General features: G+C 46.7%; 18 protein-coding genes. 13 read left to right on the forward strand and 5 right to left on the reverse strand.

All coding sequences use genetic code 11. From position 1 onward, the window contains the following. Window positions 1–391: 391 nt before the first annotated feature. The 3 genes from HMPREF2675_RS05855 (at window position 392) to HMPREF2675_RS05865 (ending at window position 4,606) form a co-directional block, all read left to right on the forward strand. Window positions 392–2,647: a nitric-oxide reductase large subunit gene (locus HMPREF2675_RS05855; protein ID WP_070814378.1), complete on the forward strand. Its 2,256-nt coding sequence runs from the start codon at window positions 392–394 to the stop codon at window positions 2,645–2,647. 95 nt (window positions 2,648–2,742) lie between these two features. Further along, window positions 2,743–3,642: a 50S ribosomal protein L3 N(5)-glutamine methyltransferase gene (prmB, locus tag HMPREF2675_RS05860; RefSeq protein WP_070814379.1), complete on the forward strand. Its 900-nt coding sequence runs from the start codon at window positions 2,743–2,745 to the stop codon at window positions 3,640–3,642. Window positions 3,643–3,916: 274 nt separating this feature from the next. Further along, on the forward strand, window positions 3,917–4,606 hold the full coding sequence (locus tag HMPREF2675_RS05865; RefSeq protein WP_231900181.1) for a toxin-antitoxin system YwqK family antitoxin: 690 nt from the start codon (window positions 3,917–3,919) through the stop codon (window positions 4,604–4,606). Window positions 4,607–4,652: 46 nt separating this feature from the next. On the opposite strand, the gene HMPREF2675_RS05870 is transcribed toward HMPREF2675_RS05865, so the two are convergent. Further along, window positions 4,653–5,213 carry an adenine phosphoribosyltransferase gene (locus HMPREF2675_RS05870; RefSeq protein WP_070814381.1) on the reverse strand — a complete coding sequence of 187 codons (561 nt, stop codon included), beginning with the start codon at window positions 5,211–5,213 and terminating at the stop codon, window positions 4,653–4,655. 168 nt (window positions 5,214–5,381) lie between these two features. On the opposite strand from HMPREF2675_RS05870, the gene gmk reads away from it, so the two are divergent. The 3 genes from gmk to HMPREF2675_RS05885 all read left to right on the forward strand — a co-directional run bounded on the left by gmk (window position 5,382) and on the right by HMPREF2675_RS05885 (window position 8,519). Further along, on the forward strand, window positions 5,382–5,999 hold the full coding sequence (gene gmk, locus HMPREF2675_RS05875; protein WP_070814382.1) for a guanylate kinase: 618 nt from the start codon (window positions 5,382–5,384) through the stop codon (window positions 5,997–5,999). 52 nt (window positions 6,000–6,051) lie between these two features. Beyond that, on the forward strand, window positions 6,052–6,258 hold the full coding sequence (gene rpoZ / locus HMPREF2675_RS05880) for a DNA-directed RNA polymerase subunit omega (RefSeq protein ID WP_003682294.1): 207 nt from the start codon (window positions 6,052–6,054) through the stop codon (window positions 6,256–6,258). Window positions 6,259–6,362: 104 nt separating this feature from the next. Beyond that, window positions 6,363–8,519: a RelA/SpoT family protein gene (locus HMPREF2675_RS05885; RefSeq protein ID WP_070814383.1), complete on the forward strand. Its 2,157-nt coding sequence runs from the start codon at window positions 6,363–6,365 to the stop codon at window positions 8,517–8,519. 117 nt (window positions 8,520–8,636) lie between these two features. Here HMPREF2675_RS05885 and HMPREF2675_RS11390 read toward each other — a convergent pair whose 3' ends face one another. The 3 genes from HMPREF2675_RS11390 to HMPREF2675_RS05895 all read right to left on the reverse strand — a co-directional run bounded on the left by HMPREF2675_RS11390 (window position 8,637) and on the right by HMPREF2675_RS05895 (window position 10,148). Then, entirely contained in the window at window positions 8,637–8,798 is a 162-nt protein-coding gene (locus HMPREF2675_RS11390; RefSeq protein ID WP_168167157.1) for a hypothetical protein, read from the reverse strand. A 75-nt stretch (window positions 8,799–8,873) separates the two neighbouring features. Then, window positions 8,874–9,335, reverse strand: coding sequence for a recombination regulator RecX (gene recX, locus HMPREF2675_RS05890; protein ID WP_070814384.1), 462 nt, complete (start codon window positions 9,333–9,335; stop codon window positions 8,874–8,876). Between the two features lie 99 nt (window positions 9,336–9,434). Then, complete coding sequence (locus tag HMPREF2675_RS05895) at window positions 9,435–10,148, reverse strand: phosphoglycolate phosphatase (protein ID WP_070814385.1); 714 nt, start codon at window positions 10,146–10,148, stop codon at window positions 9,435–9,437. Between the two features lie 421 nt (window positions 10,149–10,569). Between HMPREF2675_RS05895 and HMPREF2675_RS05900 the strand changes: the two genes are divergently transcribed. The 4 genes from HMPREF2675_RS05900 to HMPREF2675_RS05915 all read left to right on the forward strand — a co-directional run bounded on the left by HMPREF2675_RS05900 (window position 10,570) and on the right by HMPREF2675_RS05915 (window position 14,234). After that, entirely contained in the window at window positions 10,570–11,835 is a 1,266-nt protein-coding gene (locus HMPREF2675_RS05900) for a Glu/Leu/Phe/Val family dehydrogenase (protein ID WP_063067944.1), read from the forward strand. 160 nt (window positions 11,836–11,995) lie between these two features. After that, entirely contained in the window at window positions 11,996–12,811 is an 816-nt protein-coding gene (locus tag HMPREF2675_RS05905) for an FKBP-type peptidyl-prolyl cis-trans isomerase (protein WP_070504422.1), read from the forward strand. 97 nt (window positions 12,812–12,908) lie between these two features. Continuing rightward, window positions 12,909–13,535 carry a phosphoribosylglycinamide formyltransferase gene (purN, locus tag HMPREF2675_RS05910; RefSeq protein ID WP_049335461.1) on the forward strand — a complete coding sequence of 209 codons (627 nt, stop codon included), beginning with the start codon at window positions 12,909–12,911 and terminating at the stop codon, window positions 13,533–13,535. 30 nt (window positions 13,536–13,565) lie between these two features. After that, window positions 13,566–14,234, forward strand: a complete 669-nt coding sequence (locus tag HMPREF2675_RS05915) for a membrane protein (protein WP_049335462.1) — start codon at window positions 13,566–13,568, stop codon at window positions 14,232–14,234. Between the two features lie 58 nt (window positions 14,235–14,292). Here the strand turns inward: HMPREF2675_RS05915 and HMPREF2675_RS05920 are convergent, their stop codons facing one another. After that, window positions 14,293–15,786 (reverse strand): Rne/Rng family ribonuclease, encoded by a 1,494-nt coding sequence (locus HMPREF2675_RS05920; protein ID WP_049335464.1) that lies wholly within the window; start codon window positions 15,784–15,786, stop codon window positions 14,293–14,295. A 237-nt stretch (window positions 15,787–16,023) separates the two neighbouring features. Here HMPREF2675_RS05920 and grxC point away from each other — a divergent pair, with 237 nt between their 5' ends. The 3 genes from grxC (at window position 16,024) to HMPREF2675_RS05935 (ending at window position 20,045) form a co-directional block, all read left to right on the forward strand. Beyond that, on the forward strand, window positions 16,024–16,281 hold the full coding sequence (gene grxC / locus HMPREF2675_RS05925; protein ID WP_003684090.1) for a glutaredoxin 3: 258 nt from the start codon (window positions 16,024–16,026) through the stop codon (window positions 16,279–16,281). Window positions 16,282–16,302: 21 nt separating this feature from the next. Then, the gene (secB, locus tag HMPREF2675_RS05930; RefSeq protein ID WP_003745844.1) at window positions 16,303–16,737 is read left to right on the forward strand and encodes a protein-export chaperone SecB; all 435 of its coding nucleotides are present in this window, start codon (window positions 16,303–16,305) and stop codon (window positions 16,735–16,737) included. Between the two features lie 263 nt (window positions 16,738–17,000). Beyond that, window positions 17,001–20,045, forward strand: a complete 3,045-nt coding sequence (locus HMPREF2675_RS05935) for a TonB-dependent siderophore receptor (protein ID WP_070814488.1) — start codon at window positions 17,001–17,003, stop codon at window positions 20,043–20,045. Window positions 20,046–20,244: the final 199 nt, after the last annotated feature.

Here is a 20,244-nt window from a genome sequence, read left to right on the forward strand (position 1 = left end):
TTTCCTTATAGTAAGAAAAGTTAAGAATCCTGATAGGATGGTTCGAAGTTTTGTATGATTATGTAGGCGCTTGTTTGGTCATATTTTGATGTAAATCAAATTGTTCAGGGAATATGAATCTTTTACTACCTAAATACTCCTTTAGAAGTATAAAAAAATACATCGAAAAGTTTATTTTTGTGTAAAAATGTTAGCGAAAACTTAACATAAAATACGATAAAGGAGGGCTTGTATAGCTAAATGGGAATCAATATCATATAAGTTAATGGTTTTAAAGGAATATTATTGACAAAATATTTCTTTACTTATTAAACCGTGATACAATCTTTAACATTCATATTTGATGAATTAATACCCAACCACTTTTTACCAAAATTAAGGAGTACTTAAAATGGGACAGTACAAGAAGCTTTGGTACTTGCTGTTTGCCGTACTGGCAGTATGCTTTACCATTCTTGGTTATATGGGTAGCGAAGTCTATAAGAAGGCTCCGCCATACCCTGAACAAATCGTTTCTGCATCCGGCAAAGTCCTGATGACCAAAGACGATATTTTGGCAGGTCAATCTGCATGGCAAACTACCGGCGGTATGGAAGTCGGCTCTGTATTGGGTCACGGTGCATACCAAGCTCCGGACTGGACTGCCGACTGGCTGCACCGCGAGCTGGTTGCATGGTTGGATCTGACTGCGCAAGAAACTTACGGCAAAAAATTTGACGAAGTTTCTCCTGAAGAACAAGCTGTTCTGAAAACCCGTTTGGCTGACGAATACCGCAACCAAAGCCGTGTTAAGGAAGATGGTTCTGTCGTTGTCAGCGAAACCCGCGTGAAAGCGATCGAAAGCATCCTGCCTTACTACCATGGTGTGTACAGCGACGATCCTAAGTTCCAAACCACTCGCGAACACTTTGCAATGAAAAACAACACATTGCCAAGCCAAGAAGCGCGTGAAAAACTGTTCAACTTCTTCTTCTGGACTTCTTGGTCTGCTTCGACCAACCGTCCTGACGAGAATTTCACTTACACCAACAACTGGCCGCACGAGCCTTTGATCAACAACGTACCGACTACTGAAAACTACATGTGGTCTTTCACCAGCGTGGTATTGTTGCTGATGGGTATCGGCTTGCTGATGTGGGGTTACTCTTTCTTGACCAAACATGAAGAGGTTGAAGTACCTACTGAAGATCCTATCTCTAAAGTACAACTGACTCCTTCTCAAAAAGCGTTGGGCAAATATGTATTCCTGACTGTTGCGCTGTTTGTCGTACAAGTACTGTTGGGTGGTTTGACCGCTCACTATACTGTCGAAGGTCAAGGCTTCTACGGTATCGATACCGCACTGGGCTTTGAAATGGCCGACTGGTTCCCATATGCATTGACCCGTACTTGGCACATCCAATCCGCTATTTTCTGGATTGCAACCGGCTTCCTGACAGCAGGTCTGTTCTTGGCTCCGATTGTGAACGGCGGTAAAGATCCTAAATTCCAACGTGCCGGTGTGAACTTCCTGTACATCGCTCTGTTCATCGTAGTCGGCGGTTCTTACGCAGGTAACTTCTTTGCTTTGACTCACATCATTCCACCTGAGCTGAACTTCTGGTTCGGTCACCAAGGTTACGAATACTTGGATTTGGGTCGCTTCTGGCAACTTCTGCTGATGGTCGGCTTGCTGTTGTGGCTGTTCCTGATGTTGCGTTGCACCATCTCTGCCTTTAAAGAAAAAGGTACAGACAAAAACTTGTTGGCTATCTTCGTAGCTTCTATGGTCGGTGTGGGTGCGTTCTATGCTCCTGGCCTGTTCTACGGTGAGAAATCTCCAATCGCAGTGATGGAATACTGGCGTTGGTGGGTGGTTCACCTGTGGGTAGAAGGCTTCTTCGAAGTGTTCGCTACTGCAGCCTTCGCATTCATCTTCTACAACATGGGCTTTGTCCGCCGTAGTACTGCTACTGCTTCTACTCTGGCAGCTGCTGCAATCTTCATGTTGGGCGGTATCCCAGGTACATTGCACCATTTGTACTTCTCCGGCTCTACCTCTGCTTCTATGGCAATCGGTGCATGTTTCTCCGCTTTGGAAGTTGTACCTTTGGTTCTGCTGGGTCGTGAAGCTTACGAACACTGGTCTTACCAACACCTGTCCGACTGGGCAAAACGTCTGCGTTGGCCTCTGATGTGCTTCGTAGCAGTTGCCTTCTGGAACATGATCGGTGCCGGCGTATTCGGCTTCCTGATTAACCCGCCGATTTCCCTGTTCTACATCCAAGGTCTGAACACTACTGCAGTTCACGCTCACGCAGCTCTGTTCGGTGTGTATGGTTTCTTGGCTCTGGGCTTCGTATTGCTGGTTGCACGCTACCTGAAACCTAATGTTCAATTTGACGACAAACTGATGACTTGGGGCTTCTGGCTGCTGAACGGCGGTCTGGTGGGTATGATTGCCATCAGCCTGTTGCCGGTCGGCGTGATTCAAGCTTACGCTTCTATCACTCACGGTCTGTGGTATGCGCGTAGCGAAGAGTTCCTGCAAATGGAAATCTTGGATACCCTGCGTTGGGTTCGTACCGCTGCTGACTTGATCTTCATCGGTGGTGCTGTCTGTGTTGCTATCCAAGCTACCAAAATCGTATTCAGCCGCGATAAATAATCTTAAGCTGAATTAAATCGAAGGCCGTCTGAAAAGTTTTCAGACGGCCTTTCTGTTATAATTTCAACATTCTTAAATTGATAAGACAAAACATTATGTTCAACCAAGCTGCTCAAGAGCTGACCACTGTTCGCGATTTGCTGCGTTTCGCCGTCAGCCGTTTTAACGATGCCGGACTGTTTTTCGGACACGGAAGCGATAATGCCCATGACGAGGCAGCCTATCTGATTTTGCATACTTTGAACCTGCCTTTGGATACGTTGGAGCCTTATTTGGATGCCAAATTGTTGCAAAGTGAGAAGGAAGAGGTATTGTCCATTCTCGAACGCCGCGCAGTGGAGCATATTCCTGCCGCGTATCTGACGCATCAGGCATGGCAGGGCGAGTTTGATTTTTATGTTGATGAGCGCGTTATCGTGCCTCGTTCTTTCATTTACGAATTGCTGGGCGACGGTATCCGTCCTTGGATTGAACACGATGAGTTGGTACATCGAGCTTTGGATTTGTGTACCGGTAGCGGCTGTTTGGCCATTCAAATGGCGCATCACTATCCTGACGCACAAATCGATGCCGTTGATTTGAGCTTGGATGCGCTAGAAGTGGCCGCGATCAATATTGAAGATTATGGCTTAGAAGACCGCATCAGCTTGGTGCATACCGATTTGTTTGAAGGTCTGGATGATACCTACGACTTGATTGTTTCTAATCCGCCTTATGTCGATGCGGAATCTGTGGAGGCGTTACCTGATGAATACCTGCATGAGCCGGAATTGGCTTTGGGTAGTGGAGAAGATGGTTTGGATGCTACACGCCAAATCATTTTGCAGGCTGCGAAATATTTGAATCCGAAAGGTGTATTGTTGGTTGAAATCGGCCACAACCGCGAAGTATTGGAAGCGGCTTATCCGGAATTGCCGTTTACTTGGTTGGAAACCAGCGGTGGCGACGGGTTTGTATTCTTATTGACCCGTGAGCAATTGTTGGGTGAAGAATAAATTGTTTTAATGTAATTGAAACAGAGGCCGTCTGAAAAAAAATTCAGACGACCTCTGTTTTGTAATGTCTTTAATGTTTTAAGAAAATACAAATGCCTATGATATGTCGGCTGTGAAATCCAAGCAGGCTTTGAAACTATGGCTTATAATATTTGTCATAGTTTCTAATGTCAGTGGATTTTTATTACTGACTTTTTGTAGAACATATACTGCCAAACTCCATATTATGAATAATTATTTAAAATTAGGCCTGTTGGCTGCTGCTTTGTTCAGTATGCCCGTTGCCGCCTTTGCCCAGCAACATACCGTTTATTTCAATCAAAACGGTAAACTGACGGCGACCATGCCTTCGGTTGCTTATGTCCGCCAATACAAGATTGAGGCAGGCAAGGCGCAGGTGCAGGATTTTTACTATCCATCGATGAAAAAATATTCTGATCCTTACGAAGTACCTGCCAGTCAGATTAAGGTATTTGTGCCGGCGTTGGATAACGGTACGCTGACCCTGTGGCATTTCAACGGTCAGAAAAAGATGGTTGGCAGTTATCGCAACGGCAAACCGCATGGCGAATGGGTCAACTGGTATCCAAACGGCAAAAAATCTGCGGTAATGCCTTATCAAAATGGTCTGAGTGAAGGCGTGGGTTCCCGCTATTACCGAAATGGTGTGAAAGAAAGCGAAATCCAGTTTAAGCACGATAAAGCCAATGGTCATTGGAAACAATGGTATTCAGACGGCAGCCCGAAAACCGAAATGATGATGAGCAATGACAAACCAACGGAGATCATCAGTTGGGATGAAAATGGCCGCATCGTGTCTGAATTGAGTATTCGTAACGGCAAACGCAGCGGCATTATTTTGGATTGGTATGATGATGGTGCGAAGAAATCCGAGTTGGTGTATAAAGACGACCAGTTGGTGAAAAAAACCTTTTGGGATACAGACGGATACGTTCTCGAATAATTTTGACAATAAAAAACCGCAGGCTGATGGGCTTGCGGTTTTTTTATTACATACAGCCTTTGTTTTGGCATAGGGTAAATAACGGCGCGCCGCTTTCGCGGATTTTTTTGCCGCCGTCCAAGTCGGTAAACTCCAAAATAGCAGCTGTTTCGATTACTTCGCCGCCCAGTTTGCGGATCAGCTCGACACCTGCCAGCATTGTGCCGCCGGTTGCCACCAAATCATCTACCAATAAAACGCGTGCCCCCGGCTTGATGGCGTCGGTATGGATTTCTACCGTTGCTTCACCATATTCCAAAGCGTAACTTTGAGAAACCGTATCAAACGGCAGTTTGCCTTTTTTGCGGATGGGGACAAAGCCGACGTTCAGCTGATAGGCCAAAGCCGCGCCAATGATGAAGCCGCGCGCATCCAAGCCTGCCACGACATCAACTTTCTGCCCCATATAGCGGTAAACCAGTAAATCGACCAGCAGGCGGAAATATTCTGCGCTTTGCAAAACGGGAGTAATGTCATGAAACAAAATCCCTTTTTGCGGCCAGTTTTCAATTTTACGGATTTTGTCCGCCAAAGTTTCTACGCCCATTACTTCAGGATGAATCAACATCTCGACATTCCGAAATCAAAAAGTTTTTAACACGATATTGTAGCGGTCATATGCGGACTTGCCAAATTAATCGATACAATAGCCAAATTTTGCAACATGCCGTCTGAAATTTCGAGAAACATTGTGTTGTGTTATAATTTACAGGTACATACCATCGGCTGAACCACCATGCAAAATCATAAAAAAGGCAATATTTACATCATTTCTGCCGCTTCCGGCACAGGTAAAACGACCTTGGTGTCGCGCCTGTTGAAAAATCATGACGACATCCGTGTTTCTATTTCTCATACTACGCGCCAGCCGCGAGAGGGTGAGGTACATGGTGTGCATTACCACTTTGTTCCCAAAGAAGAATTTGAATCACTGATTGAGCAAAGAGCCTTTTTGGAACACGCCAATGTGTTCGGCAATTATTACGGCACCAGCATTGCCGGCGTAAATTCGCTGAGTGAAGAGGGCTATGACGTAATTTTGGAAATTGATGTGCAAGGTGCGGCGCAAGTGCGTAAATCGTTGCCTGAAGCCAGCAGTATTTTTATCCTGCCGCCTTCCTTTGAAGTTTTAGCGCAACGTTTGATCGGCCGTGGTACAGACAGCGAAGAAGTTATTCAAACACGCCTTTCAAAAGCCCGTCATGAGATTGAGCAATCCGTTTTGTTCGATTACGTCGTCGTGAATGACGATTTGGATCGTGCCGAAACCGATTTGTTCCACATTATTAAAGCAGGCCGTCTGAAAAAATCCTCTCAACAGGGATTTATCTCAAACCTGTTGGAAAATTCGTAAAAAACAGCGAAAATAACCGTTTATTTGAAACATAGAAAGAAAGCAAGCAAACATGGCCCGTATTACTACTGAAGATTGCACAGGTAAAATCCCTAACCACTTCGACCTTACCCTCGTTGCCGCCCGTCGCGCACGCCAATTAGAAAACGGCAATACGCCTTTGGTTGATGACATCCGCAACAACAAACCAACCGTTACCGCCCTGCGCGAAATCGCAGCCGGACAAATCGGAACCGAGCTGCTGACCCGCAACAAATAAACCAACCGGCAAACCGATAAAACCGTCGCGCGGACTGTATCGGTGCGATATAACAACCGATACAGTCTGACGGCTTAAAAATAGCCATAAAAGGCCGTCTGAAAATGCCAGCCCCACTGCCTACCGCCCCCTATGATCCGTTGACAGCAGAAGCGCGCGAGCTTCTGTTTCGCACCGCATCCTATCTCAATACCAATGAGCAGGCCGAGCTTGAAAGAGCCGTTGCCTACGCTTTCCATGCCCATGACGGACAAACCCGTAAAAGCGGCGAACCCTACATCACCCATCCCCTTGCTGTTGCCACGCAGCTTGCGATTTGGCACATGGATGCTCAAGGCCTCTGCGCAGGCGTTATGCACGATGTATTGGAAGATACGGGTGTAACCAAAGTCGAAATGGCGGCAGAATTCGGCGATACCATTGCTGAAATGGTAGACGGCCTCTCCAAGCTGGAAAAACTCAAATTTGAAGATCATGCCGAGCATCAGGCGGAAAGTTTCCGCAAACTTATCCTCGCCATGACCAAAGACGTGCGCGTCATCGTCGTCAAACTTGCCGACCGATTGCACAATATGCGTACCCTTGGCTCTATGCGTCCGGAAAAACGCCGCCGCATCGCCAAAGAAACCCTCGAAATCTATGCTCAAATCGCCAACCGCATTGGCCTGAACAATGCGTATCAAGAACTTCAAGACTTATCGTTCCAAAATCTCCACCCAAGACGCTACGAAACCCTGAAAAAAGCCATGAACAACAGCCGCAAAAATCGCCGCGATGTTGTCGGCAAAGTGTTGCGTGCATTCAGTCAGCGTTTGGTCGGTGTCAATATTGAAGCCAAAATCAAAGGCCGCGAGAAAAACTTATACAGCATCCATCAAAAAATGCTGGCTAAAAAGCTGCGTTTTGCCGAAGTGATGGATATTTACGGCTTTCGGGTCATCGTCAACAGCATTCCTGCCTGTTATGCCGCATTGGGTGCATTGCATAATTTATACCACCCCAAGCCCGGCCGTTTTAAAGACTATATCGCCATTCCGAAAAGCAACGGCTACCAAAGCCTGCACACGACCTTGGTCGGCCCTTACGGTTTGCCGATCGAAGTGCAAATCCGTACGCGTGAAATGGATGCTGTGGCTGAGGGCGGTATTGCCGGTCATTGGATTTACAAATCCGGTGAAAATACTCCGGACCAAGCCGTCCTCCATATGAACCGATGGATGAAAAATATTCTTGACCTGCAAGCCAGCAGCTCAAATGCCATCGAGTTTCTAGAGCATGTCAAAGTCGATTTGTTCCCCAACGAAGTCTATATCGTTACCCCGAAGGGCGATATCCTTACCTTGCCGAAAGGTGCGACACCGATTGACTTTGCCTATGCAGTTCACACCAATATCGGTCATAAAACCGTTGCCGCGCGTATCAATAACGTCATGATGCCGTTGCGCACCAAGCTGAAAACCGGCGATACGGTAGAAATCATTACTTCCGAGCATGCCAAGCCTAATGTGGCATGGTTGAACTTTACCGTTTCCAGCCGTGCGCGCAGTGCCATCCGCCAATACATTAAAAATCTGAATCGTCACGATGCCGTTGTTTTGGGTGAGAACCTGCTGCAAAAAGCTTTATCCAGCCTGTTGCCTAAAGATATCCTGCTTTCAGACGACCTCAAAGAAAAATACCTTGCCGATTTGAATACCAAACAAACCTCGTTTGAAGAGATTCTCTACAATGTCGGTATGGGACATACTTTGCCGGTACACGTTGCCATGCACATTGCCGAGTTGGCAGGCCAACATTTTGGCAGCACGGTCAAACTCAGTCCGATCAAAGTCAACGATCAGGAAACCGGCCGGATTCATTTTGCCGAATGTTGCCATCCGATTCCCGGCGATGCAATCCGCGCCTTATTGGTCAAAGACAAGGGTATGATTATCCACCGTGATACCTGTCAAACTTTGGTCAAAGCCGATCCGGAAGAGCAACTGGATGCGGGCTGGGACAGTTTGCGCAATCAAACGTATCGCACCATCCTCAACGTCAAATCCGAAGATGCGCATGGTTTGTTGGCATCAATGGCGCAAGCGATTTCCAATTCCGGTGCGGATATCGAATCTGTCGATACGCCAACCAAAGCGCAAGCAGGAACGGAAGGTTTTGTGGAATTTAAATTCACAATTAAAGTCAAGGACTTGGAACAGGTTAATCAGATTGTTCATGAGATGCATGCCAATCCGAATATCCGCAAAGTAATCCGAGGATAATTGTGAACAGCATGATAAGAAAAGGCCGTCTGAAAGTGTGTTCAGACGGCCTTTTGAGTATGTACGAACAAACTTCTTTCGGTTTGTTTTGAAGAAAAATAATGCTTCAGGTTGGATTTAACTTAACCAAAAACGGAAAACCAAGAAGAAAACCAAGACCAAAACGCCGGCCCAAACCAGCAACATGAATCCGGCCACTGCCTGACCCAAGCGGTAAACAGGGTTTTTGCGTTCGTCTTCGAGTAGGGGGGTGGATGTATCGTGTGGTTTGTCGGACATGATGAAGCTCTGATTAGATTATTGAATGAAAGCGTAAGGGTACGCCGATAGCCGTAAAGATTCAAGTAGGAATGATTATTGATAGAAGTCTTCTTCTTTATTCCATGCGGTTTTTAAGGCCGTCTGAATGGTGTCTGCACCAAAGCCGCGATACGCAAGGAAACGCGCTTGTTTTTGTTTTTCTTTCAAATCTTCAGCTTCTTGCTTGAATTTTTTACGCAAAACAGAAATGGCGGTTTGCAGCTCGTCCTCCCTGTCGGGTAAGAATTCCCGACAGTCGTCTGCATCGATACCTTGTTGCGCCAAGGCTTGTTTGAGGCGGAGCGTGCCGTAACGGTTACTCTTGCTGTGAATATAGGCTTCTGCATAACGCTGGTCGGATTGCCAATTTCGCTCGGCGAATTCGTCCAAAACCTTTTCCAATTCTTCTTCGCTTTCAGCGTGCGAAGCCAGTTTGCGTTTCAAGCCGACACGGCTGACTTCCTGACGAGAAAGAATATCCAAGGCGCGGGCGCGTAAGGTTTTGGGAGGTTTCATGGGGATATGGAAGGGGATGGATTTAACTACATTGAATTACATTTCAGAGGGCCTGATTGGGTGAAGGCACCGAAAAGGCCGTCTGAAAATAAAGCCGAATTATTCTTCGTCTTTGTTTTTTTGCGGTTGCAGATTTTCGTAGATTTCAGGCAGGGCACGAATCAATAAATCAGGTTTGGTCGCTTTGTCTTGAGAGAGCAAGGTCATGTCGCCGTAGCCGAATGTTACGCCGACGCTAAAGCAACCGGCCGCTTTGGCGGCAATAATGTCATTTTTAGAGTCGCCCACCATCAGCATATTGGCAACATCGATGCCCAAAACTTCGGCCGCATGTTGAAGCGGCAATGGGCTGGGTTTTTTCTCAGTCAGGCTGTCGCCGCCGAGAACCAAGCTGAAGTAGCCGTCGAGATTAAGCTGTTTCAGCAATTCAGCAGCCAGAATTTCATTTTTGTTGGTAATGACAACCAATGGAATACCCAAGGACTTGAGCAGGCCGAGACCGGCTTCGGTTTCAGGGTAGGGGCGGGTAAAGTCGCTCAAGTGCTCGCGATAATATTTCATAAAGAACACAAAGCCTTTTTCCCAGATTTCAGGATCGGCTTCTTTTTCACGATCATGGGTAATGACGCGATGAACCAGCTTGCTGATGCCGTCGCCGACATAACTTTCAACCGTTTGGGTAGGTAAAACAGGTAAACCCAAGTATGCACACATGGCTTGGGCTGCTGCGGCCAAATCGGGAACGGAATCACATAAGGTACCGTCCAAATCAAAGGCAACGGCTTGAACGTGTTCTAAAGCAGCAGTGGTCATTGAGTAGCTTTCTGTCATATTATTTAAGCGCTTATTTTAACATTGTTTGCCTGATTTGCCGATGTTTTGCTGATTCTTTAAAGGGATATTTGTTTAAATTGTTAACAATTTTTGCTGGTGTAAGGCCGTCAGTCTGTTGGTAATGTAGAAAGGATTTTGTCAACAAAAAGGGCGGTTTGGTAGGTATTAAAAAACAAAGGGTTTGTGTGCTTTTTTGAATGGTTTGATGAGCATTTATAGTAGGCCGTCTGAAAAATTTCCGGCTAGTGTGCCGATATTTTCAGACGGCCTCAAACTAAATTTATATATAAATGAATAGATTTGCTTTTTATCGACTACACGCTATTACATTTTTGTCCGTTTTTGTATATAGTAACGTGTGTGGCTCTCGTCTAATCATATGTATGAAAAGGAAAAATACATGTCCGCATCTGCTGTAAAAGAAACGCTGAATCCGTTTGAAATTGCGCAAAAACAAGTGAAAACTGCCTGCGACCGTCTGAATGCCGACCCAGCAGTATTTGAAATCTTGAAAAAGCCGCAACGTGTTTTGGAAGTCAACTTCCCTGTCAAACTCGACAACGGTACAGTAGAAAACTTCACCGGCTACCGTTCACAACACAATAATGCCGTCGGCCCTTACAAAGGCGGCGTGCGTTTCCATCCTCATGTGAATATGGACGAGGTTAAAGCCCTGTCTATCTGGATGACCATCAAATGCTGCGTAGCTGGTATTCCTTACGGCGGCGGTAAAGGCGGTATTACTTTGGATCCGCGTAACTATTCCGAAGCGGAATTGGAACGCATTGCCCGCGCTTATTCCGAAGCCATTTCTCCGCTGATCGGCGAGAAAATCGATATCCCTGCCCCTGATGTGAACACCAACGGCAAAATCATGTCTTGGATGGTTGATGCCTATGAAAATGTAGTGAAACATTCTGCACCGGGCGTGTTCACCGGCAAACCGGTTGAATTTGGCGGCTCCTTGGCGCGTACCGAAGCCACCGGTTACGGCGTAAACTTCGCCGCCGTCCAAGCTTTGGAAAAACTGGGCAAAGACGTGAAGGGTGCTACTTACGCCATTCAAGGTTTCGGTAACGTGGGCTATCACACCGGTTACTATGCACACAAAGCCGGTGCGAAAATCGTTGCCGTATCTACTGTTGACGTTGCCATCTACAACGAAAACGGCTTGGATATGGAAGCAATCATCAAAGAATTCCAAACCAAAGGTTTCATCACCAACGAAGCCGGCTACGGCAAAGAAATCAGCAATGCCGAACTTTTGGCTTTGGAAGTGGACGTACTCGCCCCTTGCGCGCTGGAAAACCAACTGACTTCTGAAAACGCCGGTAAAGTCCGCGCGAAAATCGTGGTTGAAGGTGCAAACGGTCCGACTACTCCTGAAGCCGACGTTATCCTGCGTCAAAACGGCGTATTGGTTGTTCCTGATATTTTGGCAAACTGCGGCGGTGTGGTTGTATCCTATTTTGAATGGGTACAAAACCTGCAAGGCTACTACTGGGAGTTTGACGAAGTTCAAGAGAAAGAAACCGTTGTTCTGCGCCGTGCGTTCCGCGATATTTGGAACTTGGCTCAAGAATACGATGTTGACCTGCGTACCGCTTCTTACATGATGAGTATCCGTCGTGTTGAAAAAGCAATGAAACTGCGCGGTTGGTATTAATCGGTTGACCGATAGCTAAGACAAGGCCGTCTGAAACTTGTTTTCAGACGGCCTTGATGTTTTTGATAAGAGCCTTTACAAATTTTTATCCACCTTGATTCCATTTCATTCAAACTCAGCTATAATCCCCTTTTTTGACCTTTCCGGAAAAGACATAATCATGAACAAAACTTTCAAATTCAGCGCATTGGCTTTGTCTGCTTTGTTGGCACTGACTGCTTGCAACCAAAAAGACACTGCCGCTAAAGATGCCCCTGCTGCTTCCGCAGCTTCAAATGCGACTGCAGATGCTTCTGCCATCGGTTCTACTGCCCAACAAGCCAGCTACGCAATGGGTGTGGACATCGGCCGTTCATTGAAACAAATGAAAGACCAAGGTACGGAAATCGATTTGAAAGTCTTCACCGAAGCCATGGAGGCCATGTTTGAAGGTAAAGAAGTTAAAATGACTGAAGCTCAAGCTCAGGAAGTGATGATGAAATTCCTGCAAGAGCAACAAGAAAAAGCGGCTGCCAAACGTGCTGAAGATGCCAAAGTAAACTTGGAAAAAGGCGAAGCGTTCTTAAAAGAAAACGCGACTAAAGAAGGCGTGAAAACCAGCGCTTCCGGTCTGCAATACAAAATCACCAAAGAAGGCGAAGGTAAAAAACCAACTAAAGACGACATGGTTACCGTTGAATACGAAGGCCGTCTGATTGATGGTACCGTATTTGACAGCAGCAAAGCCAACGGCGGCCCAGTCAGCTTCCCTGTAAGCCAAGTGATTCCAGGTTGGACTGAAGGTATCCAACTCTTGAAAGAAGGCGGCGAAGCAACATTCTATATCCCGGCTAAATTGGCTTACCGCGAAGTGGGCGCCGGCGATAAAATCGGCCCGAACGCTACTTTGGTATTCGACGTGAAACTGGTTAAAGTCGGCGCTCCTGATGCTGCTGCACAACAACCAGTACAAGTTGACGTACAAAAAGTTCAATAATCCGAATCAAGGCTTACGCCCTTAAACAACGGATAATAGGCCGTCTGAAAAAATTCCGTTTCAGACGGCCTTTGTTCCAAACCAACAAGGAATTATGATGAAAAACATCGTCATCCTTATTTCCGGACGCGGCAGCAATATGCAGGCGATTGTGAATGCCGATATTCTTGATGCCAACATTGCAGCCGTATTGAGTAACAACGAGACCGCAGCCGGATTGGCATGGGCGGCAGAGCGCGGTATAGCCACCGACAGTTTAAACCATAAAAACTTCGACTCGCGTCTGGCATTTGATCAGGCCATGATGGAAAAAATCGATGCCTATCAGCCGGATTTGGTGGTGTTGGCGGGTTTTATGCGCATTTTGACTCCCGAATTCTGCGCCCATTATGAAAACCGCCTGATCAATATCCATCCGTCCATCCTGCCTTCCTTTACCGGTTTGCATACCCATGAGCGCGCATTGGAAGCAGGTTGCCGAGTGGCAGGCTGCACCATCCATTTCGTAACCCCTGAGCTGGATTGCGGCCCGATTATTTCGCAAGGCATTGTGCCTATTTTGGACGGCGATACTGCCGACGACGTTGCCGCACGCGTGCTGACGGTTGAACACCAGCTGTTTCCGCAAGCCGTTGCCGATTTTGTTGCAGGCCGTCTGAAAATCGAAGGCAACCGCGTTTTGAATGCACAACACAATGCCGCCGGTCAAAGCCTGCTGGCTTGATTGAAACACCATACACACAAGGAAAACATCATGAATCCGATTAAAACAACCTTGCTGACACTTTCCCTGTTCACAGCCTCCGTCGGCGCGCAAGCCGCTGAATTGCCGCAATCTGCCGTTTTACAATACTCAGGCAGCTACGGTATTCCTGCGACCATGACCTTTACACGCAGCGGCAACCAATACAAAATCGTCTCTACCATCAAAGTACCGCTTTACAATATCCGCTTTGAATCCGGCGGCAGCATCAACGGCACGACCCTGCATCCGTCTTACTACAAAGATGTACGCGGCGGTAAATTGTATGCCGAGGCCAAATTCTCCGGCGGCAACATCACTTACGGCAAAGCAGGTGATTTGAAAACCGAAAAATCCGGCCCAGCCATGGACTTGTTCACTTTGGCATGGCAACTGGCCGCCAATGACGTGCGCCTGCCGTCAGGTTTGAAAATTACCAACGGTAAAAAACTGTACACCGTCGGCAGCATGAACAAAATCGGCAGCGAAAGCTATAAACTGAACGGCGGTACAACGCCTGTAAGCAAATATCGCGTCCGCCGCGGTGACGATACCGTTACTTACTCGTTTGCTTCCGATATCGACAATATCCCTGCGCAAATCAGCTATACCGATGATGGTAAAACCTACAACCTGAAACTGACTTCCGTCAAAATCAACGGTAAAGTAGTGAAACCGTAATCTTTATTTGCTCAAACAAGAAGGCCGTCTGAAAAGTTTTCAGACGGCCTTCTTATCTTTACAGCAACACAATATCGTATTGTTCCTGCGTGTAGGCGGTTTCGACTGCCAGTGAAATCGGCTTGCCGATAAAGTCTATCAACATTGCCAGCGATTGTGATTCTTCGTCTAGGAACAAGTCGATGACATTCGGAGCGGCCAAAATGCGGAAGGCTTGGACATCGTAGCGGCGCGCTTCGCGGACGATTTCGCGTTGGATTTCGTAGCACACGGTTTGCGGCGTTTTCAGACGGCCCCGGCCTTGGCAGGAAGGGCAGGGTTCGCAGAGGATTTGGCTTAAGTTTTCACGCGAACGTTTGCGGGTCAGTTCGACAAGGCCCAAACTGGTAAAGCCGTTGAGGGTGACGCGGGTGCGGTCGAAACTGAGGGCTTTGGCAAGCTCTTGCAGGACGGCTTCGCGGTGGATTTCCTGCGCCATATCGATGAAGTCGATGATGATGATGCCGCCGAGATTGCGCAGGCGAAGTTCGCGGGCGATGGTGTGGCAGGCTTCGAGGTTGGTGCGGAAGATGGTTTCATCAAAATTGCGCGCGCCGACAAAGCCGCCGGTGTTGACATCGATGGTGGTCATGGCTTCGGTGGACTCGATGATGAGGTAGCTGCCGAAGTTGAGGTTGACGCGCGGTTGCAGGGCGCGGGCGATTTCCTGCTCGATGTTGTGGGTTTCAAATAGGGGGCGTTCGCCTTTGAACAGTTCGATTCTGCCCAATGCACCTTGAACGTATTGTTCGGCAAACTGGGTCATGCGGCGGTGGTTTTCAGTGGAGTCGACCAGGATTTTGTGCGTATCGAGGCTGAACATATCGCGCAAAACGCGCAGGCTCAAAGGCAAATCTTGATAGAGCAGGGTTTCGGGCGGCTGGATTTTTGCTTGTTTTTGAATGTGTTCCCACACTTTGGTCAGATAGTTGATGTCTGATTGCAGTTGCTCATCGGAGGCGTTTTCAGCGTTGGTGCGGATGATGTAGCCGTGGCAGGCGTTTTCGGGCAGCAGATTGTTGAGGCGCTCCCTCAAACTGCTGCGTTCGGCATCGTCTTCAATGCGTTGGGAAATGCCGATGTGGTCTTCTTGCGGAAGATGGACGAGGAAACGGCCGGCCAGTGAGATTTGGGTGGATAGGCGCGCGCCTTTGGTATTGATGGGGTCTTTGATGACCTGAACCAAGACAGACTGGCCTTCAAAGAGCATGTGTTCGATGCGTTGGGTTTCGTCCGGATTGCGGCGTTGTTCGAGGACGTCGACGATATGCAGAAATGCGGCGCGTTCCAATCCGATATCGATGAACGCGCTTTGCATGCCGGGGAGGACACGTTTGACGACGCCCAAATAAATATTGCCGACCAAGCTGTGGCCGCTGTTGCGCTCGATGTGCAGCTCGCAGATATTGTTCTCTTCCAAAACGGCCACACGCGTTTCTTGCGGCGTGATGTTGACGAGGACGGTTTCGGACGGACGCACGGCGTCCTTGGGGATGGGAATTCCTGAAAGCATGGGGATACCTGATTTTGAATAGAAAAACTTTTGCGATGTGTCCTTCTCCAAAAAACAAATGGCAAAAGTCATTCTGCGAAAGCGCTTATCATACTTTAATTATGGTTTTTCCGCATCTGCACAAATGTTTATGGCCAAGAGGCCGTCTGAATGTTTTTTACAACCGTACGGCGGGAACACTTGTAAAATAACGCTTATGCCCATATAGTCATGAACATTGGTATTTTGGAAGAAATCATGCAAACCGTTACTGTTTATACCGGTCCATATTGCCCGTACTGCACCATGGCGAAAAGGCTGTTGCAGGCGGTGGGTGTGAAAGAAATCAACGAAATCCGCATCGACGGCAATCCGGAAGTTTTTGCCGAAATGCAGCAGCTTTCCGGCCAGCGCAGCGTGCCGCAGATTTTTATCGGCGATACCCATGTCGGTGGCTTTACCGATTTGTACCGCTTGCAGCAGGAAGGCAAGTTGGACGAATTACTGAATCCTTAACCCTTAACTTAGGAAAATAAAATGAGCGAAGAATTGCAACCCGTATTCAGCGTTGAGCGTCTGTATGTAAAAGACTTGTCTTTGGAAGTGCCTCATGCACCACAAATCTTCTTGGAACAAGGCGAGCCTGAAGTCGATATGCGCGTTTCTACCGGCAACACCAAACTGGAAGACGGCTTCTACAGCGTTGACGTTACCGTTACCGTGACTGCCAAACTGAACGAAGAGCGCACCATGTTCTTGAACGAAGTTACCCAAAGCGGCATCTTCCGTCTGGAAAACATTCCTGAAGAAGACGTACAACTGCTGCTGGGCGTTGCTTGTCCAAACATCCTGTTCCCTTACGCACGCGAAGCCATTTCCAACAGCGTAACCCGCGCCGGCTTCCCACCTGTATTACTCGCTCCGATCAACTTCGAAGCAATCTACCAACAACAACAGGAAGCTAACGCTTAATCGCGTTATACCTAAATTGAGGCCGTCTGAAACATTGCGTTCAGACGGCCTTTTTTTATCTAAAAATCAGGACATAAGAAAAAATCTATAACAAAAAGTTCATATATTAATGCAATAAGTATATAATGATATCGTTTATCATTACGATCTAATTTTAAATTTTATAGGTTATATACCATTTAAAATCAATAAATTGTAATTTTTATCTAGCAGATAAATAGATTCTATTAATTAAGGAAATAGTTGTGAAACCTGATTTTCAAATGAAAACAATTTGTTTGTTATTAGTGCTGCCTTGCCAAACTGTTTTTGCAGATACGGGACATCAAGAAGTGGAACATGTAGACATGGATACGGTCAAGGTCAGTGGTAAACGGCAGGCACAAAGGAATACCGAGCGCAGTCAGTCTTATACAATCGGAACGATGGCAACGGCGACTGGGTTGCGTATTTCAGGCAAGGATACGCCGCAGTCGGTGAGCGTAATGACACGTCGGCAGCTAGATGATAAAGCAATATATTCTTTAGAAGATGCAATGAAAAACACTACGGGAATCAACGTGGTTCGGGATTCGGGCCTGCAAACTCGTTTTTTGTCTCGTGGTTTCTATGTTGATCAGATTGGTGAAGACGGTATTACCACTAATGTGTCTGGACGTTCGGGCTATACGGCAAAAATCGATGTCTCACCCAGTACAGACCTGGCTGTTTATGATCATATTGAGGTTGTCAGAGGTGCAACCGGTCTTACTCAGTCCAATTCTGAACCGGGTGGAACCATTAATTTAATCCGTAAGCGGCCAACAGCTCTGTTTAAGAATACAGGTGAAATCAGCACTGACCATAGGGGCAGCAAGCGTTTGGCCTTGGATGTATCTGGAAGCTTGAATAATGAACATACGGTACGCGGTAGGCTGGTTGGTGTTCATGAGGACCACCGCTCTTTTAAAGAGGGTGTATGGAACAAGAAAGACATGGTTTATGGTGTGATTGATACGGATTTGAGTGATAACAGTATGCTGACTTTGGGGGGTACTTATCAGAAAAATAAAGATATTCCCGATTTTGCCGGCGTGATTTTACCTTGTGAGGATCAAAAAACTGCGGCCTTCAGCTCCAGTCCGGCCTGTAACAATCCTTTGAAATTGCCACGTAATACTTATTTGGGTGAAACCTCATGGTCACGCCTGAATGCTGATAAATACAATATTTTTTCCGGTTTCAAACATGTCTTTGACAATGGATGGCAACTCAATGCCGAAATTTCTTATACGCGTAATGATTCAGATGCCAAAGTCGGACAATTTTTTCTGAAAAACGAACACGCGGCAGGGATTTCAGCATCTGCGGCAACGGGTTTCTTAACCGAGAAGGGAGAGGTTATCCCTTTTGAGCCTAAAGACAAGGCGTTGGCAAAATTAAAAGAATATCGTGATGGCGTCACGAAAACATATGAAGAGAAAAAAGCAGATTACGTTGCCCATCGTTTCGATGCATCTGCTTTTGAACAATATCGCTCCCAAAGGGCGGCAGCACGTCGGGCAGGTTTTGATCAATGTATGCAGGACATTGGTTTGGATTTTCTGTGCAACGACTGGCAGGATCCGGGTGTAGAAGTAGATAAAAAAGAGTTTGTTGATAAGGAGCTTGCAAAGCAAGGCATTATTAACAATGCAGAAGGTTTGTTTCCCAACCGTCTATACGACTCAGCATACAATCTTCGCCACACATACAACCGCCGTTACAACTTCATGCCGTTGCACTATACCAAACACGATGTGCAATGGGGCTTTAAGCTAGATCTGACAGGTAACTACCGCCTGCTTGGGCGTGAACATGATTTCTTTGTCGGCTATGCGTATAACAATGAAAAAATTCGTTCTGCTTATACGGAAATATATCAAAACCGTTATTTTGTCCGTCCTCAAGGTTATGCAGGTGCAGGCAGTTGCGGCATTCATCCCGATGGTCCGGAGCGTAATCCTTTAGAAAAAGGCATTGTCGAACCAGATTGGCATATTTATAACGAAAAAGGTAATAACAAGATCTATGTGCCGGAATGCAGTGGCGCGCATGTTACCAAATATACTCCCCGTTTGGATGCGGAGGGCAAGCCTGTCTGGACAGTCAACGACAATGGTGAGCGCGTAATGGTGCAAGATCCTGTTTACGAATTGGATGCAAATGGAAACAAAATACAGGAGCGGGATGAAGAGGGAAATTTGAAATGGGCAAACCAATATCTGAAAACGCCGCTGTGGAAAACTGTTCAGGTTGCAGATGATCATGTTCCGGCGTTATACAATTATTCGAAATACCTTAACACGAATAAAACACATTCTTTGACTGTCAGTACCCGCTTTAATGCAACCAACCGTCTGCATCTCTTGGGCGGTATGCACTATACGCGCTATGAAACCACACAAGCCAAAGAAATGCCTGTACGCTATGGCCAGCCTGCTACGGCATTTCAAACTGAGAGCAGTAACAAAATCGACAAAGAACACTACACCTCAAAAATGCAAAGTCATAGGTTCACGCCATATGCAGGCATTACCTACGACCTGACACCGCAACAAAGCTTGTATGCCAGCTATACTAAGATTTTTAAACAACAGGATAACGTTGATGTAACCAGCAAATCCGTTCTTCCACCACTCATCGGGACTAACTATGAAATAGGTTGGAAAGGGTCGTTCTTGCAAGGCCGTCTGAATGCTTCGCTTGCCTTATTTGTTTTACAGCAGAAAAACCGAACCGTTGTCGATTTCGGATTTGTTCCCGATACTAGTCGTAACGGAGGTTCATTCCAAACCATCGCCAAACCTGTGGGTAAGGTTAAGAGCAGCGGTGCAGAACTTGAATTGGCTGGCGAATTGTCGGAAAACTGGCGTATTTTTGTTGGCTACACATATAACAAAAGTAAGTATAAAAATGCTGCAGAAGTCAATGCGGAGCGGTTGGAGAAAAACACGACTGCCGACCCATATAACTTCAGTAACTTCACGCCGGTACATATGTTCCGCCTCGGTACAAGCTACCGCTTGCCTCAAACTAAGTTGACCTTGGGTGGTGGAATATCCGCGCAAAGTCGCACAAGTAGCCTTTACAATATTCGCCAAGGAGGCTACGGACTTATAGATGGCTTTGTTCAATATGACTTTCACAAACACGGCAGAATCAGCCTGATCGGAACGAACCTGGCTGACAGGACGTATTTTGAAAACAACTACAACCGTACGCGAGGTCAAAACAATTTCTATGGCGAACCGCGGACAGTCAAATTGAAATTGGATTGGCATTTCTAGAGCGAATGGATCATTATTTGGTATGTGAACATTATTGGCCAAATTCCTGATAAAAGTATGGATTGAACATCCTTCTTTTTTGAAAGCTGTTTTCTAACAATGGCTGAAGTTGATTCGATAGCCGGCGTATTTTCAAATATTCATTTGTTTCAAGTATTCAGCTTTGAAGGCCGTCTGAAACATTGCGTTCAGACGGCCT

This window comes from Neisseria sp. HMSC061H08 (assembly GCF_001836795.1).
Classification (GTDB): Bacteria; Pseudomonadota; Gammaproteobacteria; order Burkholderiales; family Neisseriaceae; genus Neisseria; species Neisseria subflava_A.